Raw genomic sequence first — 20,987 nt, 5'->3', positions numbered from 1 at the left:
AGAAGTGAAACGCCGTAGTGCCGATGGTAGTGTGGGTATTACCCATGTGAGAGTAGGGTGCCGCCAGACTTTTAAATAAGAGCGAGAGCCCAGCAGAGATGCTGGGCTTTTTTGCTATTTACAGAATAACAAATTAAAATCAATCAAACTGACGACTGAACGGGATATGATTTGAAATGAGCTCATTAATCGCTTTTAATAAACCATTTAATGTGGTGTCTCAATTTTCAGCACATGAAAAATATCCAACATTGAAAGATTTTATCTCATTACCCAAATTTTATCCTGCTGGACGATTAGATACTGACAGTGAAGGATTACTTTTATTAACAAACGATGGTAAACTACAAGCTAAAATTAGTTCACCAAAATTTAAGCTACCAAAAACGTATTGGGTTCAAGTTGAAGGATCAATTACTCAACAAGCAATAGATAAATTAAAGCGTGGTGTCCAATTAAAAGAATTTTATACTGCACCTGCACTAGCAACTATTTTGCAAGAACCAACACTCCTATGGCAAAGAGTGCCTCCTATTAGAGAACGTAAAACTATTCCGACATCATGGATAAGTATCACTATAACAGAAGGTAAAAATCGACAAGTTCGAAGGATGTGTGCTGCAGTTGGTTTTCCATGTTTACGATTGATTAGAGTCCAAATAGGTCAATATAATTTATTCAGCCATAATTTACCTTTAGGTGAATGGAAAACAATAAACCTAAATAATCTTTATCTATAAAATAACTAGCAGATAATTAAGTACTATTTTGTAGAGAATTTTTGAATAAACTAGATCAATATATTCATCTATTTGTACTGAATAAATTGGGCTTTATACTAAAATAAGATAAAATGATCTTTATCATGATCATAGGATAACTATTTATGGTAGAACAAAAAAAAGAGGGTTTTTTTTCTCGTCTAAAACAAAGTCTCTTTAAAACAAAACAAAATATTGGATCAGGTTTTTTAAATTTATTTAGAGGAAAAAAAATAGACGATGCTTTATTTGAAGAACTTGAAGAACAATTATTAATTGCAGATGTTGGTTTTGAAACTACGCAAAAAATTATTTCAGCTTTAACTCAACAAGCTTCTCGCAAAGCGTTAAAAGATGCTGATGCTTTACATGAACTATTAAAGCAAGAAATGAAATCTGTATTAAATGGAGTTGATAAACCGCTGGATATTTCAACTCATAAACCATTTGTGATATTAATGGTTGGTGTTAACGGTGTCGGTAAAACAACAACAATAGGTAAATTAGCTCGTCAATTTCAACAACAAGGTAAATCTGTTATGCTTGCCGCAGGTGATACATTTCGTGCTGCAGCGGTTGAACAATTACAAGTATGGGGAGAACGAAATAATATTCCGGTAATTGCACAGCATATTAATGCAGATTCGGCTTCAGTTATTTATGATGCCATTCAAGCTGCCAAAGCTAAAAATATTGATGTTCTAATAGCTGATACTGCAGGTCGTTTACAAAACAAATCACATTTAATGGATGAACTAAAAAAAATTGTTCGAGTGATAAAAAAACATGATGAAACTGCACCACATGAAATCATGTTAACAATTGATGCAGGCACTGGACAAAACGCAATTAGCCAAACTAAATTATTTAATGAAGCAGTTGGATTAACAGGCATGACCTTAACTAAATTAGATGGTACCGCAAAAGGAGGTATTATCTTTAGTATTGCTGATCAGTTTAATATCCCTATCCGTTATATCGGTGTTGGCGAAAAAATTGAAGATTTAAGACCTTTCAACGCTGATGATTTTATTAACGCACTGTTTGATGAAACAGATGAATAGAGAGAGGCTATGATCCAATTTCAACATGTGAGTAAAGTTTATTCGGGCGGAAGACCTGCATTGCAGAATATAAACTTTATATTATCAACAGGTGAAATGGCATTTTTAACAGGTCATTCGGGTGCTGGCAAAAGCACCTTAATGCGTCTTATTTGTGGTTTGGAAAAAGCGAATGATGGTAAAGTAATGCTTAATAACATTGATGTGTCAACGTTACGAAAGCAGGATATGCCTTTTTTACGGCGAAAAATAGGTATGATCTTTCAAGATCACCAATTACTTATGGATCATACTGTTTATGACAATGTTGCTATTCCTTTAATCATTTTAGGTAAACCAGTTGAAGAAATCCGACGACGGGTTTCTGCATCGCTTGATAAAGTTGGATTAATCAATAAAGCTAAATTCTATCCCATTCAGTTATCTGGTGGAGAACAACAAAGGGTAGGGATTGCAAGAGCGATTGTTAATCGTCCCAGTGTGTTATTAGCCGATGAGCCTACAGGTAATCTTGATGATAAACTTTCAAAAGATATCTTAAAATTGTTTGAAGAATTTAATCAAGCTGGCGTAACGGTATTAATGGCAACGCATAATATTGGGCTTATTCGTCGAAAACACCACCGAATACTTCATTTAAATCAAGGGCGTTTAGAGGGCTAATATTAATGATAAACGCTAATGTCAGATCAGCCAAAGCAACTTCTAAAAATAAAAGTCACTTTTTGGGTCGTTGGAAAAGACAAATAAGTTATGCATGGCAAAATGTTTTTAATCATTTTAAACAAAATATTTTAACATCACTACTGACAATTTTAGTTATAGCAATTTCAATAAGCTTACCAACAATTGGCTATTTATTATGGAAAAATGCGAATCAAGCTGCACATCGGTGGTCTCCAACGCCAAATTTAACGGCATATATAAGCAAGACATTTAATGCTGAACAAACTAACGAATTAATTGAAAAAATCAAATCTCTTTCAGAGGTGGAAAAAGTTAATTATCTTTCACGCGATGATGCTAAAGAAGAATTTATTTCATGGTCTGGATTCAGTAGTGCATTAGATTTATTAGAAGAAAATCCACTGCCGGCGGTAGCAATTATTATTCCTAAACCAGAAGCAAAAAAGACAGAAATACTTCATAAATTACAATCAGAAATTTTCAAAATTGATGGTATCGATGATGTAAAACTAGACGATAGCTGGTTTACTCGTTTGACTGCTTTAACTGATATGGTTAAGGCAATAGTTTGGGTTATTGCAATATTTATGATTATTGCAGTATCACTGGTTATTGGAAATAGTATTCGTTTAAGTATTTTTGCCCGAAAACAAACAATTATTGTCATGCAATTAATAGGCGCTACCGAAGGTTTTATTTTACGCCCTTTTCTGTATAGTGGAATGTTTATTGGATTTATAAGTGCTTTATTTTCTGTCGTTTTATCGGAAATATTTATTTTTCAGATAGAATCTATTATATTAAATGTTTCAAATGAATTTGGAACAGTATTTTCACTAGAAGGGTTATTGTGGGATGAAGTCTTGCTAATTGTATTAATTACAATTGTGATAGGATGGTTATCATCACTTATTACAACAAAAAGATATTTAAAAATTAGTTAATTAAGATAGTTCTTCTTAATAGTATTAAGTAGAAAAGATGATTAATATTTTTATAAATATTTTTTTATTTTAAACCCAATTGTGAACTAAATTACATTTTAACTGTCTAATATTAAAAGTTTAAAACTGTATAAAGTTTTATATTGTTGTAATCAAAAATAAATACAACAAAAAAGTTTAAATAAAGGGGGAATTAAATGAGTACTGATTTAAAAATGCAAGTAGGTGCTTTAATCCCACAAGGCAATATTGAATCTTACCTTCGCATGATTAATACCTATCCTATGCTAACTGCTGAGGAAGAAAAATCTTTAGGCGAAAGACTTTACTATCATGATGATGTTGATGCAGCAAGACAATTAATTTTATCGCATTTACGTTTTGTTGCGCACATCGCCCGTGGTTATTCTGGTTACGGTTTACCACAAGCAGATTTGATACAAGAAGGTAATATTGGTCTAATGAAAGCAGTACGTCGCTTTAATCCTGAAATGGGCGTTCGTTTAGTGTCATTTGCAGTACATTGGATTAAAGCTGAAATTCATGAGTATGTGTTAAAAAACTGGCGTATTGTTAAAGTTGCAACGACTAAAGCACAAAGAAAATTATTCTTTAATTTAAGAAAAAATAAACAACGTTTGGGTTGGTTTAATAGTGCTGAAGTTGATATGGTTGCTGATGAATTAGGTGTTAGCCGTAAAGATGTGCTTGAAATGGAATCGCGTATGTCTGCACAAGATATGTCCTTTGATGTTGATAGCGATGATGATGATAACGCAGTTGTTGCGCCGGCATTATATTTAGAAGATAGTAATTCAGATTTCTCTAAATCAATTGAAAATGATAATTGGGAAAATGATGCAACCGACAAGTTACATGATGCTTTATCACAATTAGATGAACGTAGCCAAGATATCATTAAAGCTCGATGGTTAGATGCTGATGATAGTAAATCAACGTTGCAAGTTTTGGCTGATAAATATAGTGTTTCGGCTGAACGAATCCGCCAACTTGAAAAAAATGCTATGAAAAAACTACGTGTTGCGATAGAAGCATAAGCTTTTTGTTAACTGCTACTTTTATAAGCCTTGCTGGAAAAGCAGTAAGGCTTTTTTTATGAATAAAATTTTTAAATTACAGTTAATAGGGGTTTAAAATACTGTTATCAAAATTCATCCAAAAAACATATAAATATGTTATAAATAAAAAACCATCTTTATTTTTGACCGTATTGCATAAATATATTTATGTAAATGACTTACTAATTTAGGAATAAGAAATGTTGAAAAAAATTACTAAAAGTATTTTATTAAGTTTTCTGTTTGCAAATCTTGTTGCTTGTAATGAAAAAAATAAACATGACCTAGGAACTATCAAAATAGATACTGGTGCAGTTGAATGTGATCGCTATATTGCATTGATTTTGGATTTACAAAATACATCACAACTGCCTGCCGAATCTGAAGAGTCAGTTAAAAAAAGTATTGAGGAGTTTAGACAGATGGTTGAAAAAAATCCAGATGCGATTAAAGGTGAATGTAATGCGGCCTATTCTGCGATGCGAGGCGCTATAGAGGAACGCTAATTTCAATGAAACATTAAACAAGGATTCTTTAGCGTATCCATTCAAAAGAATTTTTATGTGCTTATAATAACTGATTTCAAAGCGCACAATAAAAAGTTAATTAGTTTTTGTTGAAAATGCATATTATTCACATCAGTTAAAATCAAGAATTTTTTCGTAGCGATTTTATATTAAAGGCAATCGGTAAGTATTTAGATTGCCATCTGCTATAGGATTAAAAACAACCTTTATTTATTGCGCTTAATGCTGCTTCTTGAGCATGTAACAGAGCTGTATCAAAAAAAGGGATCTTGTGATCTGCTTGAGAAATTAATAAACCAATCTCCGTACAACCAAGTATCACTCCTTGGGCTCCTTTTATAACTAGCTTATCAATGATATTAAGATAGGTTTGTTTCGATGTAGGGTTAATGATACCATGGCAAAGTTCATCATAAATAATTTGATTGATGATCATTCTACCTTGCTCATCGGGAATCAGCACTTTTAAACCTCTATTAATCAGTTTTGATTTATAAAAGTCTTGTTCCATCGTATATTTTGTTCCAAGCAAAGCAACGGTTTGAATATTTTCTTTAATTAAGTGCTGTGCCGTAACATCAGCAATATGAAGAATGGGAATATCAATGGCTGCTTGAATCTGATCTGCGACTTTGTGCATAGTATTGGTACAAATCACGATAAAATCTGCACCAGCTTGCACTAACCTTTTCGCTGCATCAATTAAAATAAGCGCACTTTTATCCCACTCACCATTGGCTTGGCAATGTTCAATTTCTTGAAAATCGACACTATATAAAAGTGTTTTCGCTGAATGTAATCCTCCTAATGATTGTCCTACCTTTTGATTGATAACTTGATAATAAGTCACGGTACTTTCCCAGCTCATCCCGCCGATTAAACCTATTGTTTTCATTTTATTCATCCTTAACGTACTAAATCATAATATAACTTCTTTAAGATATCTTTTAGTTTATTATTAAAAGTTTATGTATCTCTTCTCTCAAAAAATAGTACTAATGTTATAATTTATCTTATTGGAATTTAAGATAAAAAACAATTAATGTCTAAACCGTTATCAAGTTATCATCCCTTACTTTATTGGTTAAGGGTAAATCAGCGTCGTTTGTTTCGTCATTTGTTCTGGTATTGTTCTTCGCGTCAATATAGCTTAGAACGTAGTCATGATTTACGTTTACCATATCGATATAAAAAACATACATCCAAATTAATACGTCGATTGGGTAACAGCGATATTCAGCTTCAATACAATAAAGTCACAAATCTAAAAATTGCAGTGGATTCGTTAAATGGAATCTTAATTAAACCAGGTGAATATTTTTCGTTTTGCCGATTAGTCGGAAAACCAACTAAAAAGCGAGGATTTTTGAATGGAATGGAACTTTCATTTGGTGTAGCTCGTTCCGGTATTGGCGGTGGTATATGTCAGATTAGTAATCTAATTCATTGGTTAGCTCTCCATTCAGAACTCCAAATAGTCGAACGAGCAAATCATAGCTTTGATCCTTTTCCTGATGATGGTCGAGTGTTGCCTTTTGGTTCGGGTGCCGCTATTTTTTATAATTATATTGATCTTATTATTTATAATCCTACCGATAAAACGTTTCAAATTATGCTTCATGTTGGAGAGCACCAACTAGAAGGTGAGCTATTATGTGATGAAGAAAGACAATACAGCTATCATGTTTATGAAAAGCAGCATGCCTTTATTAAAAGGCAAGGTGTTATCTATAGAAAAAATGAAATCTGGAGAGACACCATGACCAAAAACAATGTCGGTGGCGCCCCGGCATGTATTCGTTCAGAAATGATGTATAAAAATAATGTAATTGTAAAATACGAAGTGAATGGAGAATTGATAACAAATGAAGAAAACGAGTAAATATCTATTATTAATGCCATTAATGTGTTTAGTTTTATCTTTTTCATGTTTTGCTGATCCCAAAGTGATTCATGTCGTTGTTGCATTATGTGATAATAAGTATCAAGGCATTGCACCAGTTCCGGCTGCAATCGGTAATGGTCAAGATCCAAAAAATAATCTTTATTGGGGGGCGGCCTATGGTTTTAAAACCTACTTTGGTAAACAAAAAGAGTGGCAAGTAGTACAAATCAATAAACCTGATGATGATAAAATATTAGAAGAGATTATATATAAGCATCGAAGCAAAGATGTTTATCTGATTGCTCAGGCATATAATGGCAAATACATAGATGATACTATTGATGATTTTATAGAATATTCAGCAGGCAAAAAACAATCATCATTTACGATAGATAACAAGAAAATAACGGCTGGAGGTAAAGCTGATTTAGTCGTTTATATTGGTCATAATGCTTTAATGGAATGGTCTTGGCATAAATTTTTGCCTGATAGCTGGCGTTGGGAAACACTTTCAAATGACGCACGAGAACAACAAAAATCGAGATATGCGGCCGTTTTTGCTTGTAAAAGTCAGAAATATTTTTCGAAGCCGTTATCTCGTTTGGGGATTTCGCCCTTGATTTTAACTATGCATCTTATGGCTCCGGAAGCATATAGTGTGCACGCTATGATTGACGCTTGGTTAAAAGGCGAAAGTAAAGCTAATATTCGATTGAAAGTGGCTACTGCCTATAGCAAGTATCAGAAATTAAACAAACCCGCGTTGAACATGTTTACTACGGAATATAGTCAATAGCATCGTAGTTAAATCGGCTTAATTTTGAATACTAGAGTCTAAAATATGATCAAAACACCTAAAATTGTTATTTTAACTGGTGCCGGTATTTCGGCTGAATCTGGGTTATCGACATTCCGTGCGCAAAATGGATTGTGGGAAGGGTATGATGTTAACGATGTTGCAACCTATGAAGGTTATAATCGTAATCCCATTGCGGTTCATTCCTTCTATAATATGCTACGAAGAAAATTACAAAGTCCTGATGTAAAACCGAATTTAGCTCACTTTGCTTTAGCTGAACTGGAACACAAATTGGGCAGTGAAAATGTATTAGTGGTCACACAAAATGTAGATAATCTACATGAAATAGCAGGTTCTAAAAATATTATTCATATGCACGGAGAATTACTTAAAGTGCGCAATGAACAAACAGGGCAGATTATCGATTGTCTGGAAGATGTCGATTATCAACAAAATAAATTTATTCGCCCTCATATAGTATGGTTTGGAGAAATCCCATTACAAATGGATAAAATCTACGATGCACTTTCACAGGCTGACTATTTCATTTCTATTGGGACATCTGGTAATGTTTATCCTGCCGCAGGATTTGTAAAAGTTGCCAATCAATCGGGAGCTAAAACTGTTGAGCTTAATTTAGAGCCAAGTTTAAGAGAAAGTTTATTTCAAACCAAAATTTACGGCCCAGCAAGTCAAGTTGTGCCTGAATTTATTAAAAAATTTATTGTTTAATTTATGTTTGAAAAAAATTAAATAAAGAATTTTTAATCTATAATATCATTTAAAGAGCTTAATTGCAAAAAAAGAATAAGTGGTTATTTGGAAAAAATAGATTTTTTATATTAAATTTATCGATAAAATACTATTTTTGTAATTTAATCATATGATTTAAAGCATTAATCAATTCCGATTATTTTAATCTAAGCTTTCTTTTAAGATAATTGACAGAGCTTCTTTCATATTCTTAATATATTTAAAAATTTTTTACTAATGCCATTTTAGTTTAATATTATTTATTTTAAAAAGTGCTATAGTTTAGAAATTTATGTGGGAGAAATGTTTTATTGGTTTCTTAACTATTCTCTTTATTAAAACTTAGTAATCAGCTTATTGAACACATAATCGATATCAAATTAGATAATGCTGCTAGTAATCTACTTTTTTAATTTCACATTACCAGGTTGAGCAAAAAAATATTTCCCTTCACTGGTAATTACGGAAGCAATAATATGAATAAATTTATTTGTGTTTAGTGGCTGCTTTTGCTCTTAATTTGGCAATTTTTTTTAATTTTGTAATATCGTTATCATTTTTAACAATATGCATTTTACGGTGGCAGTTAGGACATAATGCAACCGTATTTTCTATTGAATCTTCGCCACCTTCAGATAACCAGATTATATGATGACACTCTAGATAAGGAATATTATCCTTTGTCAAGAAAGGTGCTGGATTGTCACAAAGATCACATTTTCCTTTAGCTTTACGTTTTGTAAATTCAGCTAACTCAGCACTTCTTATATATTGAGGCGTAACAATGTCTCGTTTACCTGGTTTTTTATTTTGCTTAATTATTTTACTGAGTAACTTATCTACTTTGTATTTGTGAACTTGTTCTTCTTTTGCTTTTTTATAATTAGAAAAAATTCTATTTGGTAACTTATTCTCAGTAAGTTTTAGTGGAAAAACCCAAACTTTACGTAATACTTGATTAGCATCGTGTTGCTGAGTTTGATAGGGTGAAGCAGCTTTAATTAAACGTCCTGAATAGGTATATTCTTTTTCCTTAAACACTTCAAAATAATGTACACTAATGCCATTAGATTCAATTTCATTAAGTGTTTTATTTTGCATAAAATCTAAACTTTGATCACCTGTTTGTCCCATTCCTGTATAATGAAGTACATCATCATTCCAAACATCAGAATAAACTGACTCTACATGATTCGTAATTAGAACTAGAGTATGAGTAGTATTAGATTTTCGCATTCCACCTTGTGGACTACATTTAAAAATATCACATAATTGTTGATTATTTAAAACTGTACCAGGTATTAATTGTTTAATTTGATTGTCGATTTTGGCCATCGTTATTAGTTCCTAAACACTTCTCTCAAATGCCATTCAACAAACCGATCATGTAAATAATCTTCCTTCGATCTAGGTTGCTTAATATCTTTTCCGTCAAAATCCCAAAATAGTCTCTCGACAATTTGATTACCGTTAATACCATTCGATATTTTAATTTTTAAACTACTATCAAGCCCAATTACTCCCATATCAAAAGCCGAATGATGTAATGAACAAAGCGCTAAACCATTATTGATAACACAAGGACCGCCATGCTGTTTCCATTTTACATGGGCTGCTTCAAGACCAATGGATACTGAATCATACCTTAAATCAAAACCACAAATTGCACATTGGTAATTGTAAGCTCGTAAGACTAACTGTCTGAACTTTGGATCGCGTTGGCGATGAAAATCGGTTAAACTAAAATCAAGTCGATTGATTAAATTTTCTTGCACACTTTCAGGAAAATGCTGACTTAAAATCTGTTCTGCTATTTGATCGATAGCAGATGGATTTTTTATAAGACATTGAAAGGATGGTTCATCAAATCCCCCATAAACTTGTGATGAGGCTAGCTGTTTGCTGGTTGGCTCTTTACTTGGATTATTGATATTTATGCAATTTTCAATATTGGTTAATTGCCAGAATCCATCATTTTTCAATCGCCAAAAAGGCATATTAGGATAGTAATGTGTACGCTGAGGACCAAAACGCATCAAGAGATCATGCAACGGTTCCTCAATTTCAGTTTTATAATTAAATAAACGTGTATGACTTTGTTTATATTTTGATAAGACATACAGAAGTAATAAAGGTTTATGTGGTGCTCGTTGTTCGCCTTTTTTCCAAATGGTGATATCAATGATTTTTTTCTGTAATTGTTTGCAATCCATTATTTTTGATAAATTAATGTAAAGATAAAGATTGGACATTATTATAAAAATAAAATTATTTTTGTGATCTAGTTCACAAAAATATGAAACATACTGTAAAAAATTAGTTTATTACAGAACAAATAAGAATATTTACTTCCAAATCGTATTTGATAAAAAGCTAGGAATAGCCGGCTTTATTTTTGGATACTAAATTAGATTACACAGTTTGTTAATTCCATATTATTCTTACAGAACGTTAATATAACGGGTCTTAAAGTATCGCCATGTATAATTTCAGGGGGGGACATTTGTTTTGTTCGCAGATTGAATCAATGTGTTGGTAATAGCGAATGTAATTTTAAATTTATATCAAACGTTCAAGATAGATTTCGCATCCACGTTATTTCCGGATAATTATAGTCTTTGTAGGGAGATATATACATACCTTCATTGGGATATACTTCTATGAAACACCCTTATATCAATTTTTTTCTCAATGCTGGCTAAGTCTTCACCAATATAGAATTGTATGCCTTCGAAGGAGATCCAACAAATGGGGTCTTTATCAATATCGACATGTTTAGTGGGATTTAGGTTATTATCTTCATTACATGAAAATAGCAGCATGAATAATAAGAACAGGATGAACTTCTTTTTCCCTTTTAATTTTAATTTTAATTTATTTCCGCAATATTCCCATATTCATTTATTTTAAATTTTGTCTTTTGAGAACATATATTCTAATTATCATGCGTGTCAAAAAATTATTGTTTTTTAAAACAACATATTTATAAATTTTTCAATTCCTGCAATCCTCTGTTATTGCTGATTCCTCAATCTTTTTTACAGGATATTCCAAACCATTGTAAAATAAATAAAACGTTTTTTAGGTAAGACAATTTCATGCGTAATACACGCCATAATCATTTACCAGAGCTATTCGATTTACATTTTTAAAACAATTAGGTCGACATAACCATGAGTCATACTACTTCCCAATATTATATTACGATCATAGATATGAATGTTATGTGCGTACCTTTGATCATTCTCAACTGAAAGTTCAAACATGGGGAGATTATTAACAACGGGTTTTAATTTATCATTTTGTTTAACGTAGAGATTAATATATTCTGCGCTATAAGGAGAGGAAGTTGATCTGATTCTATATTGAATACGAACACCAAAAGCCAAAGTTTAAGGATTAAGTTGATAACGATCTGTATCAATTTCAAAATCAACTAATTCTTTGGCATAACTTTTAAGTGCATTAAGTTGCCAACTATGTAGTAAGGGTAAAACGACAATAGATTTGCTTTCATCTGCTGGTCAAACTTTGCAAATTGTTATCACGAGAATGGTGTCGTTCATTGAGCAATATATCAATCCATTTTTTACCATCTTCGTGACTAACAATAGGTAAACATAATAGTGTTAATAACAACGAATTTTTTAACCAATCATTTGATTATACTTTTATAAGCCTTTTCTATTGGGATTAGAATTTATATTTTATTAATATAGTTATTTTTTATTTTAACGTGAGGATTGTTTTAAATTTCAGGTCAATAAACATATTGATTCATCGATATTAATAACGATTTTTTAAAGTTTTTAATTTGCTGGAATTTCAGACACAAAAAAACCAGCTTTCGCTGGTGTTCTTTTAGGATTGGTGCCCGGACGCGGAATCGAACCACGGACACGGGGATTTTCAATCCCCTGCTCTACCGACTGAGCTATCCGGGCAACAATGGAGGTGTATTAAACACGATCTGTGATAATTCGTCAATTCTTTTTGTGATATATTTTTAAAAAAATAGTTTGTTTGGTTGAAAAATAACTTATTAGCTTTATATTATTACTAATATATAACAATATCACGTTATTTTAAGGGAATTGTTACATGCGATATTTCTTGTGTATTCTTTTTTTCATTTATGCTTATTGCGAAATTAGTTTTTTCATAAAGGTTGCTGATTCAATTGGAGTATTCCTTGCGCTAATTTGTATTATTGCTACTTCCTTTATTGGGTTTTCTTTAGTTAAAACACAAGGTTTAAAGAATTTTAGTATTATGCGACAAAAAATGGCTAATCATCAAAGTTTGAAAAACGAAGTAATTAAAAATGTCGCTTTGCTATTTGCTGGTTTTTTCCTGCTGATTCCGGGATTTTTGACTGATATATTAGGAGTGATTTTATTAATTCCTTACGTACAAAATTATTTAGTGAAATTAATTGTAAAAAAAATGCCTATTCAATCTAGCGTTGATTCATCAAGATCCTTTAATCAATCTGATGAGATTATTGAAGGAGAATTTATTCGGAAAGATGATGAATAAATAATCAATTGATCATTTTTTTGAAATTCCTCACTTGAAGAATATAAAAAAGACCCCCATGTAAACTTCACTACATTTTAAAATCATAATTTTATGATTTATTTTTAATTATCATCTATTTAAATATTAGTGCTAGGAGATAACTAATGAAAATTCGTCCATTGCATGATCGTGTGATCATTAAACGTAAAGAAGTGGAATCAAAGTCAGCTGGAGGTATTGTTTTAACAGGTTCAGCTGCAGGTAAATCAACACGTGGTGAAGTTTTAGCTGTTGGTAATGGTCGCATTTTAGAAAATGGTCAAGTACAACCGCTAGATGTTAAAGTTGGTGATATCGTAATTTTCAATGAAGGATATGGCGTTAAAACAGAAAAAATCGATAATGAAGAAGTACTTATCCTGTCTGAAAGCGATATTTTAGCTATTGTACAAGCATAACTGGCAACTAATTTAAATTATATACAGAATTTAGGAGAAATACGAAGATGGCCGCTAAAGATGTAAAATTTGGTAATGACGCTCGCGTTAAAATGCTTCAAGGCGTGAATGTATTAGCTGATGCAGTAAAAGTGACTTTGGGTCCTAAAGGGCGTAACGTCGTTTTAGATAAATCATTTGGTGCTCCAACTATCACTAAAGATGGTGTTTCAGTTGCTCGTGAAATCGAATTAGAAGATAAATTCGAAAATATGGGTGCACAAATGGTTAAAGAAGTGGCATCGAAAGCTAATGATGCTGCTGGTGATGGTACAACAACGGCAACTGTACTTGCTCAAGCTATTGTTAACGAAGGCTTAAAAGCTGTGGCTGCAGGAATGAATCCAATGGATTTAAAACGTGGTATCGATAAAGCAGTCGTTGCAGCTGTTGAAGAGCTTAAAAAATTATCAGCTCCATGTGCAGACTCTAAAGCAATTGCACAAGTTGGTACTATTTCTGCTAACTCAGATGAAACTGTGGGTACTTTAATTGCGCAAGCAATGGAAAAAGTAGGTAAAGAAGGTGTTATCACTGTTGAAGACGGCACGGGTTTACAAGACGAACTTGATGTGGTTGAAGGTATGCAGTTTGATCGTGGTTATTTATCACCTTATTTCATCAATAAACCAGAAACAGCAACGGTTGAATTAGATAGTCCATATATTTTATTAGTTGATAAAAAAATCTCTAATATCCGTGAATTATTACCGGTATTAGAAGCGGTTGCAAAAGCGGGTAAATCACTATTAATTATTGCTGAAGATGTTGAAGGTGAAGCATTAGCAACATTAGTTGTGAATACTATGCGTGGTATTGTTAAAGTTGCAGCCGTAAAAGCACCAGGCTTTGGTGACCGTCGTAAAGCAATGTTACAAGATATCGCTATTTTAACAGCTGGTACTGTTATTTCAGAAGAAATCGGTTTAGAGCTTGAAAAAGCAACGTTAGAAGATTTAGGTCAAGCTAAACGTGTTGTTATCAATAAAGACAATACTACTATCATCGATGGTGTGGGTGAAGAGTCTTTAATTAATGCTCGTGTTGAACAAATTCGTAAACAAATTGAAGAATCAACTTCTGATTACGATAAAGAAAAACTTCAAGAACGTGTGGCTAAATTAGCTGGCGGTGTTGCAGTAATTAAAGTTGGTGCAGCAACTGAAGTTGAAATGAAAGAGAAAAAAGCACGTGTAGAAGATGCATTACATGCAACTCGTGCTGCTGTTGAAGAAGGTGTTGTTGCCGGTGGTGGTGTAGCGTTAGTTCGTGCTGCTTCAGCGATTGCTGAGCTAAAAGGTGCGAATGAAGATCAAAACGTAGGTATCAAAGTTGCACTTCGTGCAATGGAAGCACCATTACGTCAAATCGTCACTAACTGTGGTGAAGAAGCATCTGTTGTTGTTAACGCAGTTAAAGGCGGTAAAGGTAACTATGGTTACAATGCTTCAACTGAAGAGTATGGTGATATGATTGCAATGGGTATTTTAGATCCAACTAAAGTAACTCGTAGTGCATTACAATATGCTGCATCTGTTGCTGGTCTTATGATCACAACTGAATGTATGGTTACTGATTTACCTAAAGATGATAAAGCTGATTTAGGTGCTGCTGGTATGGGCGGCATGGGTGGTATGGGCGGAATGATGTAATTCTTTCCTTACACACAAACTAAATATTTGAAAAAACTATCCGTTTACGCGGGTAGTTTTTTTATATTCACAAATCAATTTTTTCCCTTTATCATTTTTTATCAAAAAAACTTTTTTCATTGACAAGTTTGAATAAATTAACAAATTAAAATTAAATGTATGTTGGAATATGAAAAAGAGTATTGAATTTTGCGAATTTAATTTGAAAGATGCTGATAAAGTGTTATTACGCCAATCGCAATTAACACCAATCCGCCTAAAATCTCGGCTTGTTTTCCGATAAAACAACCAATTTTTTTTCCTAATAATAAACCTATAGTCACCATGACACAGGTTGCTAATCCAATCATGCTTGCTGCGATATAAATATTGACGCTAGCTAATGCTAAACTAATTCCAACAGCAAATGCATCCAGACTTGTCGAAATAGCGGTAAAAATTAGGATAAGAAAAGATTTTTTGGAAGAGGCTATTTCTTTTTCAGAAAAATCTTCGTCGCTTTCTTTAAGGCTATTATAAATCATATTAACGCCTAAAAATAACATGACAGCAAATACTACCCAGTGATCCCAACGCTCTATATAGTGCAGTGTCAAAATGCCTATGAGCCAACCTAGCAATGGTGTGATTGCTTCAACGACACCAAATAAAATACCAACTTTTAAGGCGCCAATAAAGGGAGTAGTTTTAAATGAAATTCCACGACAAACAGCAACCGCAAAAGCATCTGTAGACATTGCCATTGCTAATAAAAATATCGTCAAAAAACTCATGACATATGCTCTTGTTTATAATTATTTGGATAAACGATTATTTAATATAGGGTTGTACTTTATTGTTCAACAATTGATAATAAATAACTCGCTATTCTTTTATCACCTTTATTTTGATAAAGATCAGCTGTTTTTAAAACCGTTTCACGACGTTTTGCATCATATTGGAAAAGTTGTTTAAACATTAAGTCAGCTGTTTTTTTATCATCATTTTGGATTGCACAATATCCATATTGTTCATAGGTATCGGCTTTCCAATTATGGCGATCGTATTCAAGGCTTTTTTCAAACTCCTTTTGTGCTTCCTGATAACGTCCAAGACCACATAAAAAAGATCCATAATGTACATGATATAAGCCATTACCTGGTTGCATAAGGGTAATGCGTTTATAAATCATTTCTGCTTCATTGTATTCGCCAACGTGCTGATCAAACATTGCCATAGCTAGCATAATTTGTGGGTTATTGGGTGAATATTGATTTGCTAATTTGAGATTATAGTGTGCAGCTTTAATGTTATCTTCCGATTCATTTGCTTTGCTTAGATATCCTAACCCTAATTGCATTCTTGCAAAAGCTGCCGCTTCGGGATCGAACTCTTCGTTACCATTTATTTGGCAGCCTGATAGTGTTAATAATGCTAAACAGCTTAGTAATATGAGTATTTTTTTCATCAACTATTCCTTTATTAATTTACCTTGATCGTTATGCTGTTTGTTTAATAAGATTTTGCTTTTTATATAAAGTCCGTTTAGTACGATCAACGACGTCACCGGCCAACTGACCGCAAGCCGCATCAATATCATCGCCACGTGTTTTACGAACAATCACTGTAAATCCATATCCCATTAACGTTTTCATAAAACGATCGATACGTGTGTTTGAGCATTTTGAAAAAGGAGCACCAGGGAATGGGTTCCAAGGTATTAAATTGATTTTACTTGGAACGTTTTTTAAGAATTTAGCAAGTTCATGAGCATGTTCAACACTATCATTGATTTGATTAAGTAATACATATTCAATCGTTACTTTTCCATGATTAGCGTTTGATGTCGACAGATAACGTAAAATTGAGTCGCGTAACATTGCCATATTATATTTTTGATTAATTGGCATAATTTCGCTACGTATATTATCATTTGGCGCATGCAATGAAATAGCTAAGGCGACATCAATCATACCTGCTAATTTATCTAAAGCAGGAACAACACCAGAAGTCGATAGGGTTACTCGTCTTTTTGATAAGCCATAACCAAAATCATCTAACATGATTTCCATTGCTGGTACGACATTCGATAAATTGAGTAAAGGCTCTCCCATACCCATCATGACCACATTAGTAATAGGTCTATCTGCTAATTTACCGGTTACACCAATGACTTTCGATGCTCGCCATACTTGACCTATAATTTCAGATACCGTTAAGTTACGATTAAAGCCTTGTTGTGCGGTTGAACAGAATTTGCACGCTAAAGCACAGCCAACTTGTGATGAAACACAGAGGGTTGCACGATCTCTTTCTGGAATATAAACAGATTCAATCATCTGGTTATCACCAACATCTAACGCCCATTTTATTGTACCATCGGATGAGCGTTGTTCCATTGCAATTACTGGTGCTTTGATTTCAGCGATTAATTTTAGATGTTCACGTAACTTTTTGTTGATATCGGTCATCTGATCAAAATCATCTACCCCAAAATGATAGATCCATTTCATGACTTGATCGGCTCTAAATGGTTTTTCGCCCAATGAAATAAAAAACTCTCTCAATTGTTGACGAGTTAAATCAAGTAAATTTATTTTTTCACTTTTAGGATTAGTTGTATTAAGATTGGATGCATCTGCACAATTAACAGACGTATTTGGTGTAGCAGGTGTTAACATATGGCCTCGTTTTTACACATTATGGCTATTTAAAAATTTAAGGAAAGGATTATACTGTTTTTCCCTTTATCTGGCTAATAGAATATTAATAATGAAAACAAATTCAGCAAAATATATCCATATTTTCTGTTTAACATTAACCCTATTTTTATATTCAACGTTTACTATGGCACAACCTATACCTTTTAACAAACTAATTGGACAGTTTGATGAAAAGATTGACAATAATTTTGTCGTATTAGATTCTACCATGTTACCTGTCAATAAAAAGGGCATGTATCTTCAAAAGGAACCCACTCAGCAGCTTATAAAAGCTTATCAAGCTTTTAAAAAAGCACATCCTGATATTCCGTTTATTATCGTAAGTGCTACACGTAATTACACCTATCAAAACTCAATTTGGCAGCGTAAATGGGATAAATTGTCCAATCAGTTTAATGATCCAGAACAAATTGCTGAAGAAATACTAAAATATTCATCAATGCCCGGTACATCTCGTCATCATTGGGGAACGGATATCGATATTACCAGTGTTTCATCAGATTATTTCAAAAATGATAAAAAGGGTAGAATTTTATATCAATGGCTTCAGGACAATTTACCTAAGTATGGCTTTTGCCAAGCGTTTAACGAAGGAAGAAATGGAGGCTATCAGCCAGAAGAGTGGCATTGGTCCTATAAGCCTATCGCTAGCCAATATATAGCACAATATAAAACACTATTAGAAAATGAACCAAGCACCATCACACAAGTCTTGAATTTCATCGGTCACGATAAAATTGATTTAGAAAGATTAGTGAAAGAATTTGTCTTAACGGTTAATACTGATTGCTATTAATCCGTAAATGAATATGCATGGTTGATTAATGCTTTCGCCAATAAGGTAAGCGAATTGTCACCGTAAGTCCACCATGATCACGGTTTGTTGCTTGAATAGTGCCATTATGCATGGTGAACGTCTTTCTGGCTATTGCAAGACCAAGACCGTAACCCTTACCTAATTGAGGCGATTGAATGCGAACAAACGGTTCAAAAATACTCGATAGTTTATTTGGATCGACACCAGGACCACGATCTTTAACTTCAATTTGTAGGTATTTACCGACTTCTTTTAAAGATACATTAACTTCTTGTCCCGGCTTTGAAAAACGAATTGCATTACGAATAATATTTTCAACTGCACGGCGAATTTGTTCCGAGTTACCTTTAACAATAGAATGAATAATTGCTGATGAAATGAAGTGAACATTTATCGATTGGTGATTCGCTTCATAATTTGCATCATTAATGACCACACGCAATAAATCTTTTAGATCAAAATATTCATCTGTGCGATTATTCATTTCAGCACGTGAATAATTTAATATTTCACCAATAAGTTGATCTAATCGTTCAGATTCTAATTCTATTCTTGCTAATGCGGTATCAATATTTTGCTTATTTTGTTGAGCTAATCCGATGGCTAATTGTAAGCGAGCAAGTGGCGTTCTAAGCTCATGTGATACATCATGCAAAAGAGCTTGGCGGTCTGAGATTAAAATATTGAGTTGTTCAACCATCATATCAAAATCTTTGCCTAATTCGCTAAGCTCATCATGGCGTGGTTTAAGTTTATTGAATAATCTAACCGAGAGATCACCTTGAGAAACTCTGAAAAAGCCTTGCCTTAATAGTTTCATTGGTCTGGTTAAGTTCCAAGCCAAAAAGAGACTAAAGACTAATCCCACACAAATTCCCATTAACACAATTGGCATTGGCATATTAAACAGGGCTTTTTTGACTTGATCGTCTTTGTCTTTATCTTCCCTAAATGAAACCGCATAAAGTGTTCCATCAGGCGCAACTGCTGTACGTTGATAAATATAATTTGGCGGTTCTAATTCATCCGTAATGATATTGATTTGATCGTTTTGAGGAGAAATCAATTTTATTGATAATAAAACTCGCTCGCGTTCAGGCAGATGAGCAACAAAATTTAACGTTTCATTTTCACCTGCTACATGTAATAATTGAGCGATCATATCGACTTTTGTCGGCATATGATTGAGAAATCGTTGGTTTTTATTTTCTATATAATAAGAAAATGCAATCCAGGTTAACTGAAAAGTAAGATAGAAAATCACCCAAAATATAATGAGTATTTTCCAAAATAATCGACGATTCATCTCAAGCCTATTCTCACATTAACGGATTCGGTAACCAACAGCTCGAATAGTTTCAATAGTTACTACATTTTGAGCAACTTGATGAAGTTTTTGGCGAATATTACTGATATGTACATCGACGCTACGATCATAAAGTTCACGAGCTCGACCAAGACCTATTTCAGATAACTCTTCTTTAGTGACCACGCGCTCACTGTGTTTTACCAATAATACTAATAAATTAAACTCGGTTGATGTCAAATCTATCACTTGGCCATTCCAAGTACATAAACGTTGCGGTAAATCTAATACTAAGCCATTAAAATGGTATTTTTTATCATCGACCAACTCAACAGAACGTTCATCAAAACGACGTAAAACAGCACGCAGTCTTGCTAATAATTCGCGTGGATAACAAGGTTTTGGAATATAATCATCTGCGCCCAATTCTAACCCTAAAACACGATCAATATTATCGCCTTTAGCGGTTAACATAATAACAGGCATATTACATTGCTGACGAATACTTTTAAGAACATCAATTCCATTAATATCGGGTAACATTACATCCAAGATTGCAGCTCGATATTTGCCTGATAAGGCTTCTTCAATACCATCTTTACCTAAATAAACACTTTTGATATTAAAGCCTTCATTAGTCAGATACTCACTTAGCATCTGTGATAATTCAATATCATCATCAATTAATAAAATATTTATCATAATCGCCATTATTATATAATTATAGGTAGTTATATTATTGCAATAATAAAAAAAATGTCAGGTAATTTTACTAAAATATTACATATTTTGAACGATTGCTGTTTATTTAATTTACTACCTAATTGTTTAAAAAATGTTAGTTTAGCTATAGCTTTAATCAAAATTTAAATGAAATTGAATAACACTTTATTTTGATTAATCTAATTTGCTATAAAATTGCACTATTATATAGAGATTGTGTCATATCATCATTCAAATATAGCTTAAGATATAATAAAATATTGATAAATA

The 20,987-nt window shown here is 32.8% G+C and carries 20 protein-coding genes, 1 tRNA gene and 1 pseudogene; 13 read left to right on the top strand and 9 right to left on the bottom strand.

Annotated features, from left to right (window positions below; all coding sequences use genetic code 11):
- Nucleotides 1-176: 176 nt before the first annotated feature.
- From ACGH46_RS08080 to ACGH46_RS08055, 6 genes and pseudogenes are all read left to right on the top strand, one after another.
- Entirely contained in the window at nucleotides 177-740 is a 564-nt protein-coding gene (locus tag ACGH46_RS08080) for a pseudouridine synthase (RefSeq protein WP_411605196.1), read from the top strand.
- Between the two features lie 161 nt (nucleotides 741-901).
- Nucleotides 902-1,825, top strand: a pseudogene (ftsY, locus tag ACGH46_RS08075) (signal recognition particle-docking protein FtsY); the annotation flags it as partial.
- 9 nt (nucleotides 1,826-1,834) lie between these two features.
- Nucleotides 1,835-2,488 (top strand): cell division ATP-binding protein FtsE, encoded by a 654-nt coding sequence (gene ftsE / locus ACGH46_RS08070; protein WP_411605194.1) that lies wholly within the window; start codon nucleotides 1,835-1,837, stop codon nucleotides 2,486-2,488.
- A gap of 5 nt (nucleotides 2,489-2,493) precedes the next feature.
- Nucleotides 2,494-3,456, top strand: a complete 963-nt coding sequence (gene ftsX, locus ACGH46_RS08065) for a permease-like cell division protein FtsX (protein WP_411605192.1) — start codon at nucleotides 2,494-2,496, stop codon at nucleotides 3,454-3,456.
- A 197-nt stretch (nucleotides 3,457-3,653) separates the two neighbouring features.
- A complete protein-coding gene (gene rpoH, locus ACGH46_RS08060; protein ID WP_065558060.1) occupies nucleotides 3,654-4,514 on the top strand; it encodes an RNA polymerase sigma factor RpoH in 861 nt (286 codons plus the stop codon).
- Nucleotides 4,515-4,735: 221 nt separating this feature from the next.
- On the top strand, nucleotides 4,736-5,041 hold the full coding sequence (locus tag ACGH46_RS08055) for a hypothetical protein (protein ID WP_267350052.1): 306 nt from the start codon (nucleotides 4,736-4,738) through the stop codon (nucleotides 5,039-5,041).
- Between the two features lie 214 nt (nucleotides 5,042-5,255).
- On the opposite strand, the gene ACGH46_RS08050 is transcribed toward ACGH46_RS08055, so the two are convergent.
- Complete coding sequence (locus tag ACGH46_RS08050; protein ID WP_267350050.1) at nucleotides 5,256-5,957, bottom strand: aspartate/glutamate racemase family protein; 702 nt, start codon at nucleotides 5,955-5,957, stop codon at nucleotides 5,256-5,258.
- 147 nt (nucleotides 5,958-6,104) lie between these two features.
- Here ACGH46_RS08050 and ACGH46_RS08045 point away from each other — a divergent pair, with 147 nt between their 5' ends.
- From ACGH46_RS08045 to cobB, 3 genes are read left to right on the top strand one after another with little or no spacing between them, the layout of a single operon-like run.
- Nucleotides 6,105-6,944 carry a VanW family protein gene (locus ACGH46_RS08045; protein WP_267350048.1) on the top strand — a complete coding sequence of 280 codons (840 nt, stop codon included), beginning with the start codon at nucleotides 6,105-6,107 and terminating at the stop codon, nucleotides 6,942-6,944.
- Nucleotides 6,928-7,743, top strand: a complete 816-nt coding sequence (locus tag ACGH46_RS08040; protein WP_267360513.1) for a hypothetical protein — start codon at nucleotides 6,928-6,930, stop codon at nucleotides 7,741-7,743. The genes ACGH46_RS08045 and ACGH46_RS08040 overlap by 17 nt, the downstream gene beginning before the upstream one ends.
- 45 nt (nucleotides 7,744-7,788) lie before the next feature.
- Nucleotides 7,789-8,478 carry a Sir2 family NAD+-dependent deacetylase gene (cobB, locus tag ACGH46_RS08035; RefSeq protein WP_267360511.1) on the top strand — a complete coding sequence of 230 codons (690 nt, stop codon included), beginning with the start codon at nucleotides 7,789-7,791 and terminating at the stop codon, nucleotides 8,476-8,478.
- Between the two features lie 507 nt (nucleotides 8,479-8,985).
- Here cobB and ACGH46_RS08030 read toward each other — a convergent pair.
- From ACGH46_RS08030 to ACGH46_RS08020, 3 genes are all read right to left on the bottom strand, one after another.
- The gene (locus ACGH46_RS08030; RefSeq protein WP_267360509.1) at nucleotides 8,986-9,834 is read right to left on the bottom strand and encodes an HNH endonuclease signature motif containing protein; all 849 of its coding nucleotides are present in this window, start codon (nucleotides 9,832-9,834) and stop codon (nucleotides 8,986-8,988) included.
- A gap of 5 nt (nucleotides 9,835-9,839) precedes the next feature.
- Nucleotides 9,840-10,712: a phosphorothioated DNA-binding restriction endonuclease gene (locus ACGH46_RS08025; protein ID WP_411596978.1), complete on the bottom strand. Its 873-nt coding sequence runs from the start codon at nucleotides 10,710-10,712 to the stop codon at nucleotides 9,840-9,842.
- A gap of 1,655 nt (nucleotides 10,713-12,367) precedes the next feature.
- A tRNA-Phe gene (locus ACGH46_RS08020) sits at nucleotides 12,368-12,443 on the bottom strand.
- A gap of 157 nt (nucleotides 12,444-12,600) precedes the next feature.
- On the opposite strand from ACGH46_RS08020, the gene ACGH46_RS08015 reads away from it, so the two are divergent.
- The 3 genes from ACGH46_RS08015 to groL all read left to right on the top strand — a co-directional run bounded on the left by ACGH46_RS08015 (nucleotide 12,601) and on the right by groL (nucleotide 15,169).
- Entirely contained in the window at nucleotides 12,601-13,038 is a 438-nt protein-coding gene (locus tag ACGH46_RS08015; RefSeq protein WP_411605189.1) for an FxsA family protein, read from the top strand.
- Between the two features lie 146 nt (nucleotides 13,039-13,184).
- Entirely contained in the window at nucleotides 13,185-13,478 is a 294-nt protein-coding gene (locus ACGH46_RS08010) for a co-chaperone GroES (protein ID WP_034915350.1), read from the top strand.
- Between the two features lie 47 nt (nucleotides 13,479-13,525).
- On the top strand, nucleotides 13,526-15,169 hold the full coding sequence (groL, locus tag ACGH46_RS08005) for a chaperonin GroEL (protein ID WP_065558075.1): 1,644 nt from the start codon (nucleotides 13,526-13,528) through the stop codon (nucleotides 15,167-15,169).
- A 197-nt stretch (nucleotides 15,170-15,366) separates the two neighbouring features.
- Here the strand turns inward: groL and ACGH46_RS08000 are convergent, their stop codons facing one another.
- From ACGH46_RS08000 to ACGH46_RS07990, 3 genes are read right to left on the bottom strand one after another with little or no spacing between them, the layout of a single operon-like run.
- Entirely contained in the window at nucleotides 15,367-15,942 is a 576-nt protein-coding gene (locus ACGH46_RS08000; protein WP_411605187.1) for a manganese efflux pump MntP family protein, read from the bottom strand.
- 59 nt (nucleotides 15,943-16,001) lie between these two features.
- Nucleotides 16,002-16,616, bottom strand: coding sequence for a hypothetical protein (locus ACGH46_RS07995; RefSeq protein ID WP_411596979.1), 615 nt, complete (start codon nucleotides 16,614-16,616; stop codon nucleotides 16,002-16,004).
- 31 nt (nucleotides 16,617-16,647) lie between these two features.
- A complete protein-coding gene (locus ACGH46_RS07990; RefSeq protein WP_411599394.1) occupies nucleotides 16,648-17,829 on the bottom strand; it encodes a bifunctional tRNA (adenosine(37)-C2)-methyltransferase TrmG/ribosomal RNA large subunit methyltransferase RlmN in 1,182 nt (393 codons plus the stop codon).
- A gap of 91 nt (nucleotides 17,830-17,920) precedes the next feature.
- Between ACGH46_RS07990 and ACGH46_RS07985 the strand changes: the two genes are divergently transcribed.
- Nucleotides 17,921-18,667, top strand: a complete 747-nt coding sequence (locus tag ACGH46_RS07985) for a M15 family metallopeptidase (protein ID WP_411605185.1) — start codon at nucleotides 17,921-17,923, stop codon at nucleotides 18,665-18,667.
- 25 nt (nucleotides 18,668-18,692) lie between these two features.
- Here ACGH46_RS07985 and ACGH46_RS07980 read toward each other — a convergent pair whose 3' ends face one another.
- Both ACGH46_RS07980 and ACGH46_RS07975 read right to left on the bottom strand, forming a co-directional pair.
- Nucleotides 18,693-19,994 (bottom strand): ATP-binding protein, encoded by a 1,302-nt coding sequence (locus tag ACGH46_RS07980; RefSeq protein ID WP_267350021.1) that lies wholly within the window; start codon nucleotides 19,992-19,994, stop codon nucleotides 18,693-18,695.
- Between the two features lie 18 nt (nucleotides 19,995-20,012).
- A complete protein-coding gene (locus ACGH46_RS07975; protein ID WP_065558131.1) occupies nucleotides 20,013-20,693 on the bottom strand; it encodes a response regulator transcription factor in 681 nt (226 codons plus the stop codon).
- Nucleotides 20,694-20,987 lie beyond the last annotated feature (294 nt).

The organism is Gilliamella sp. CG22, assembly GCF_046635725.1.
Lineage (GTDB): Bacteria > Pseudomonadota > Gammaproteobacteria > Enterobacterales > Orbaceae > Gilliamella > Gilliamella apicola_I.
Note: the sequence above shows the minus strand (reverse complement) of the source record. Positions and strands in the feature narration are given on the sequence as shown.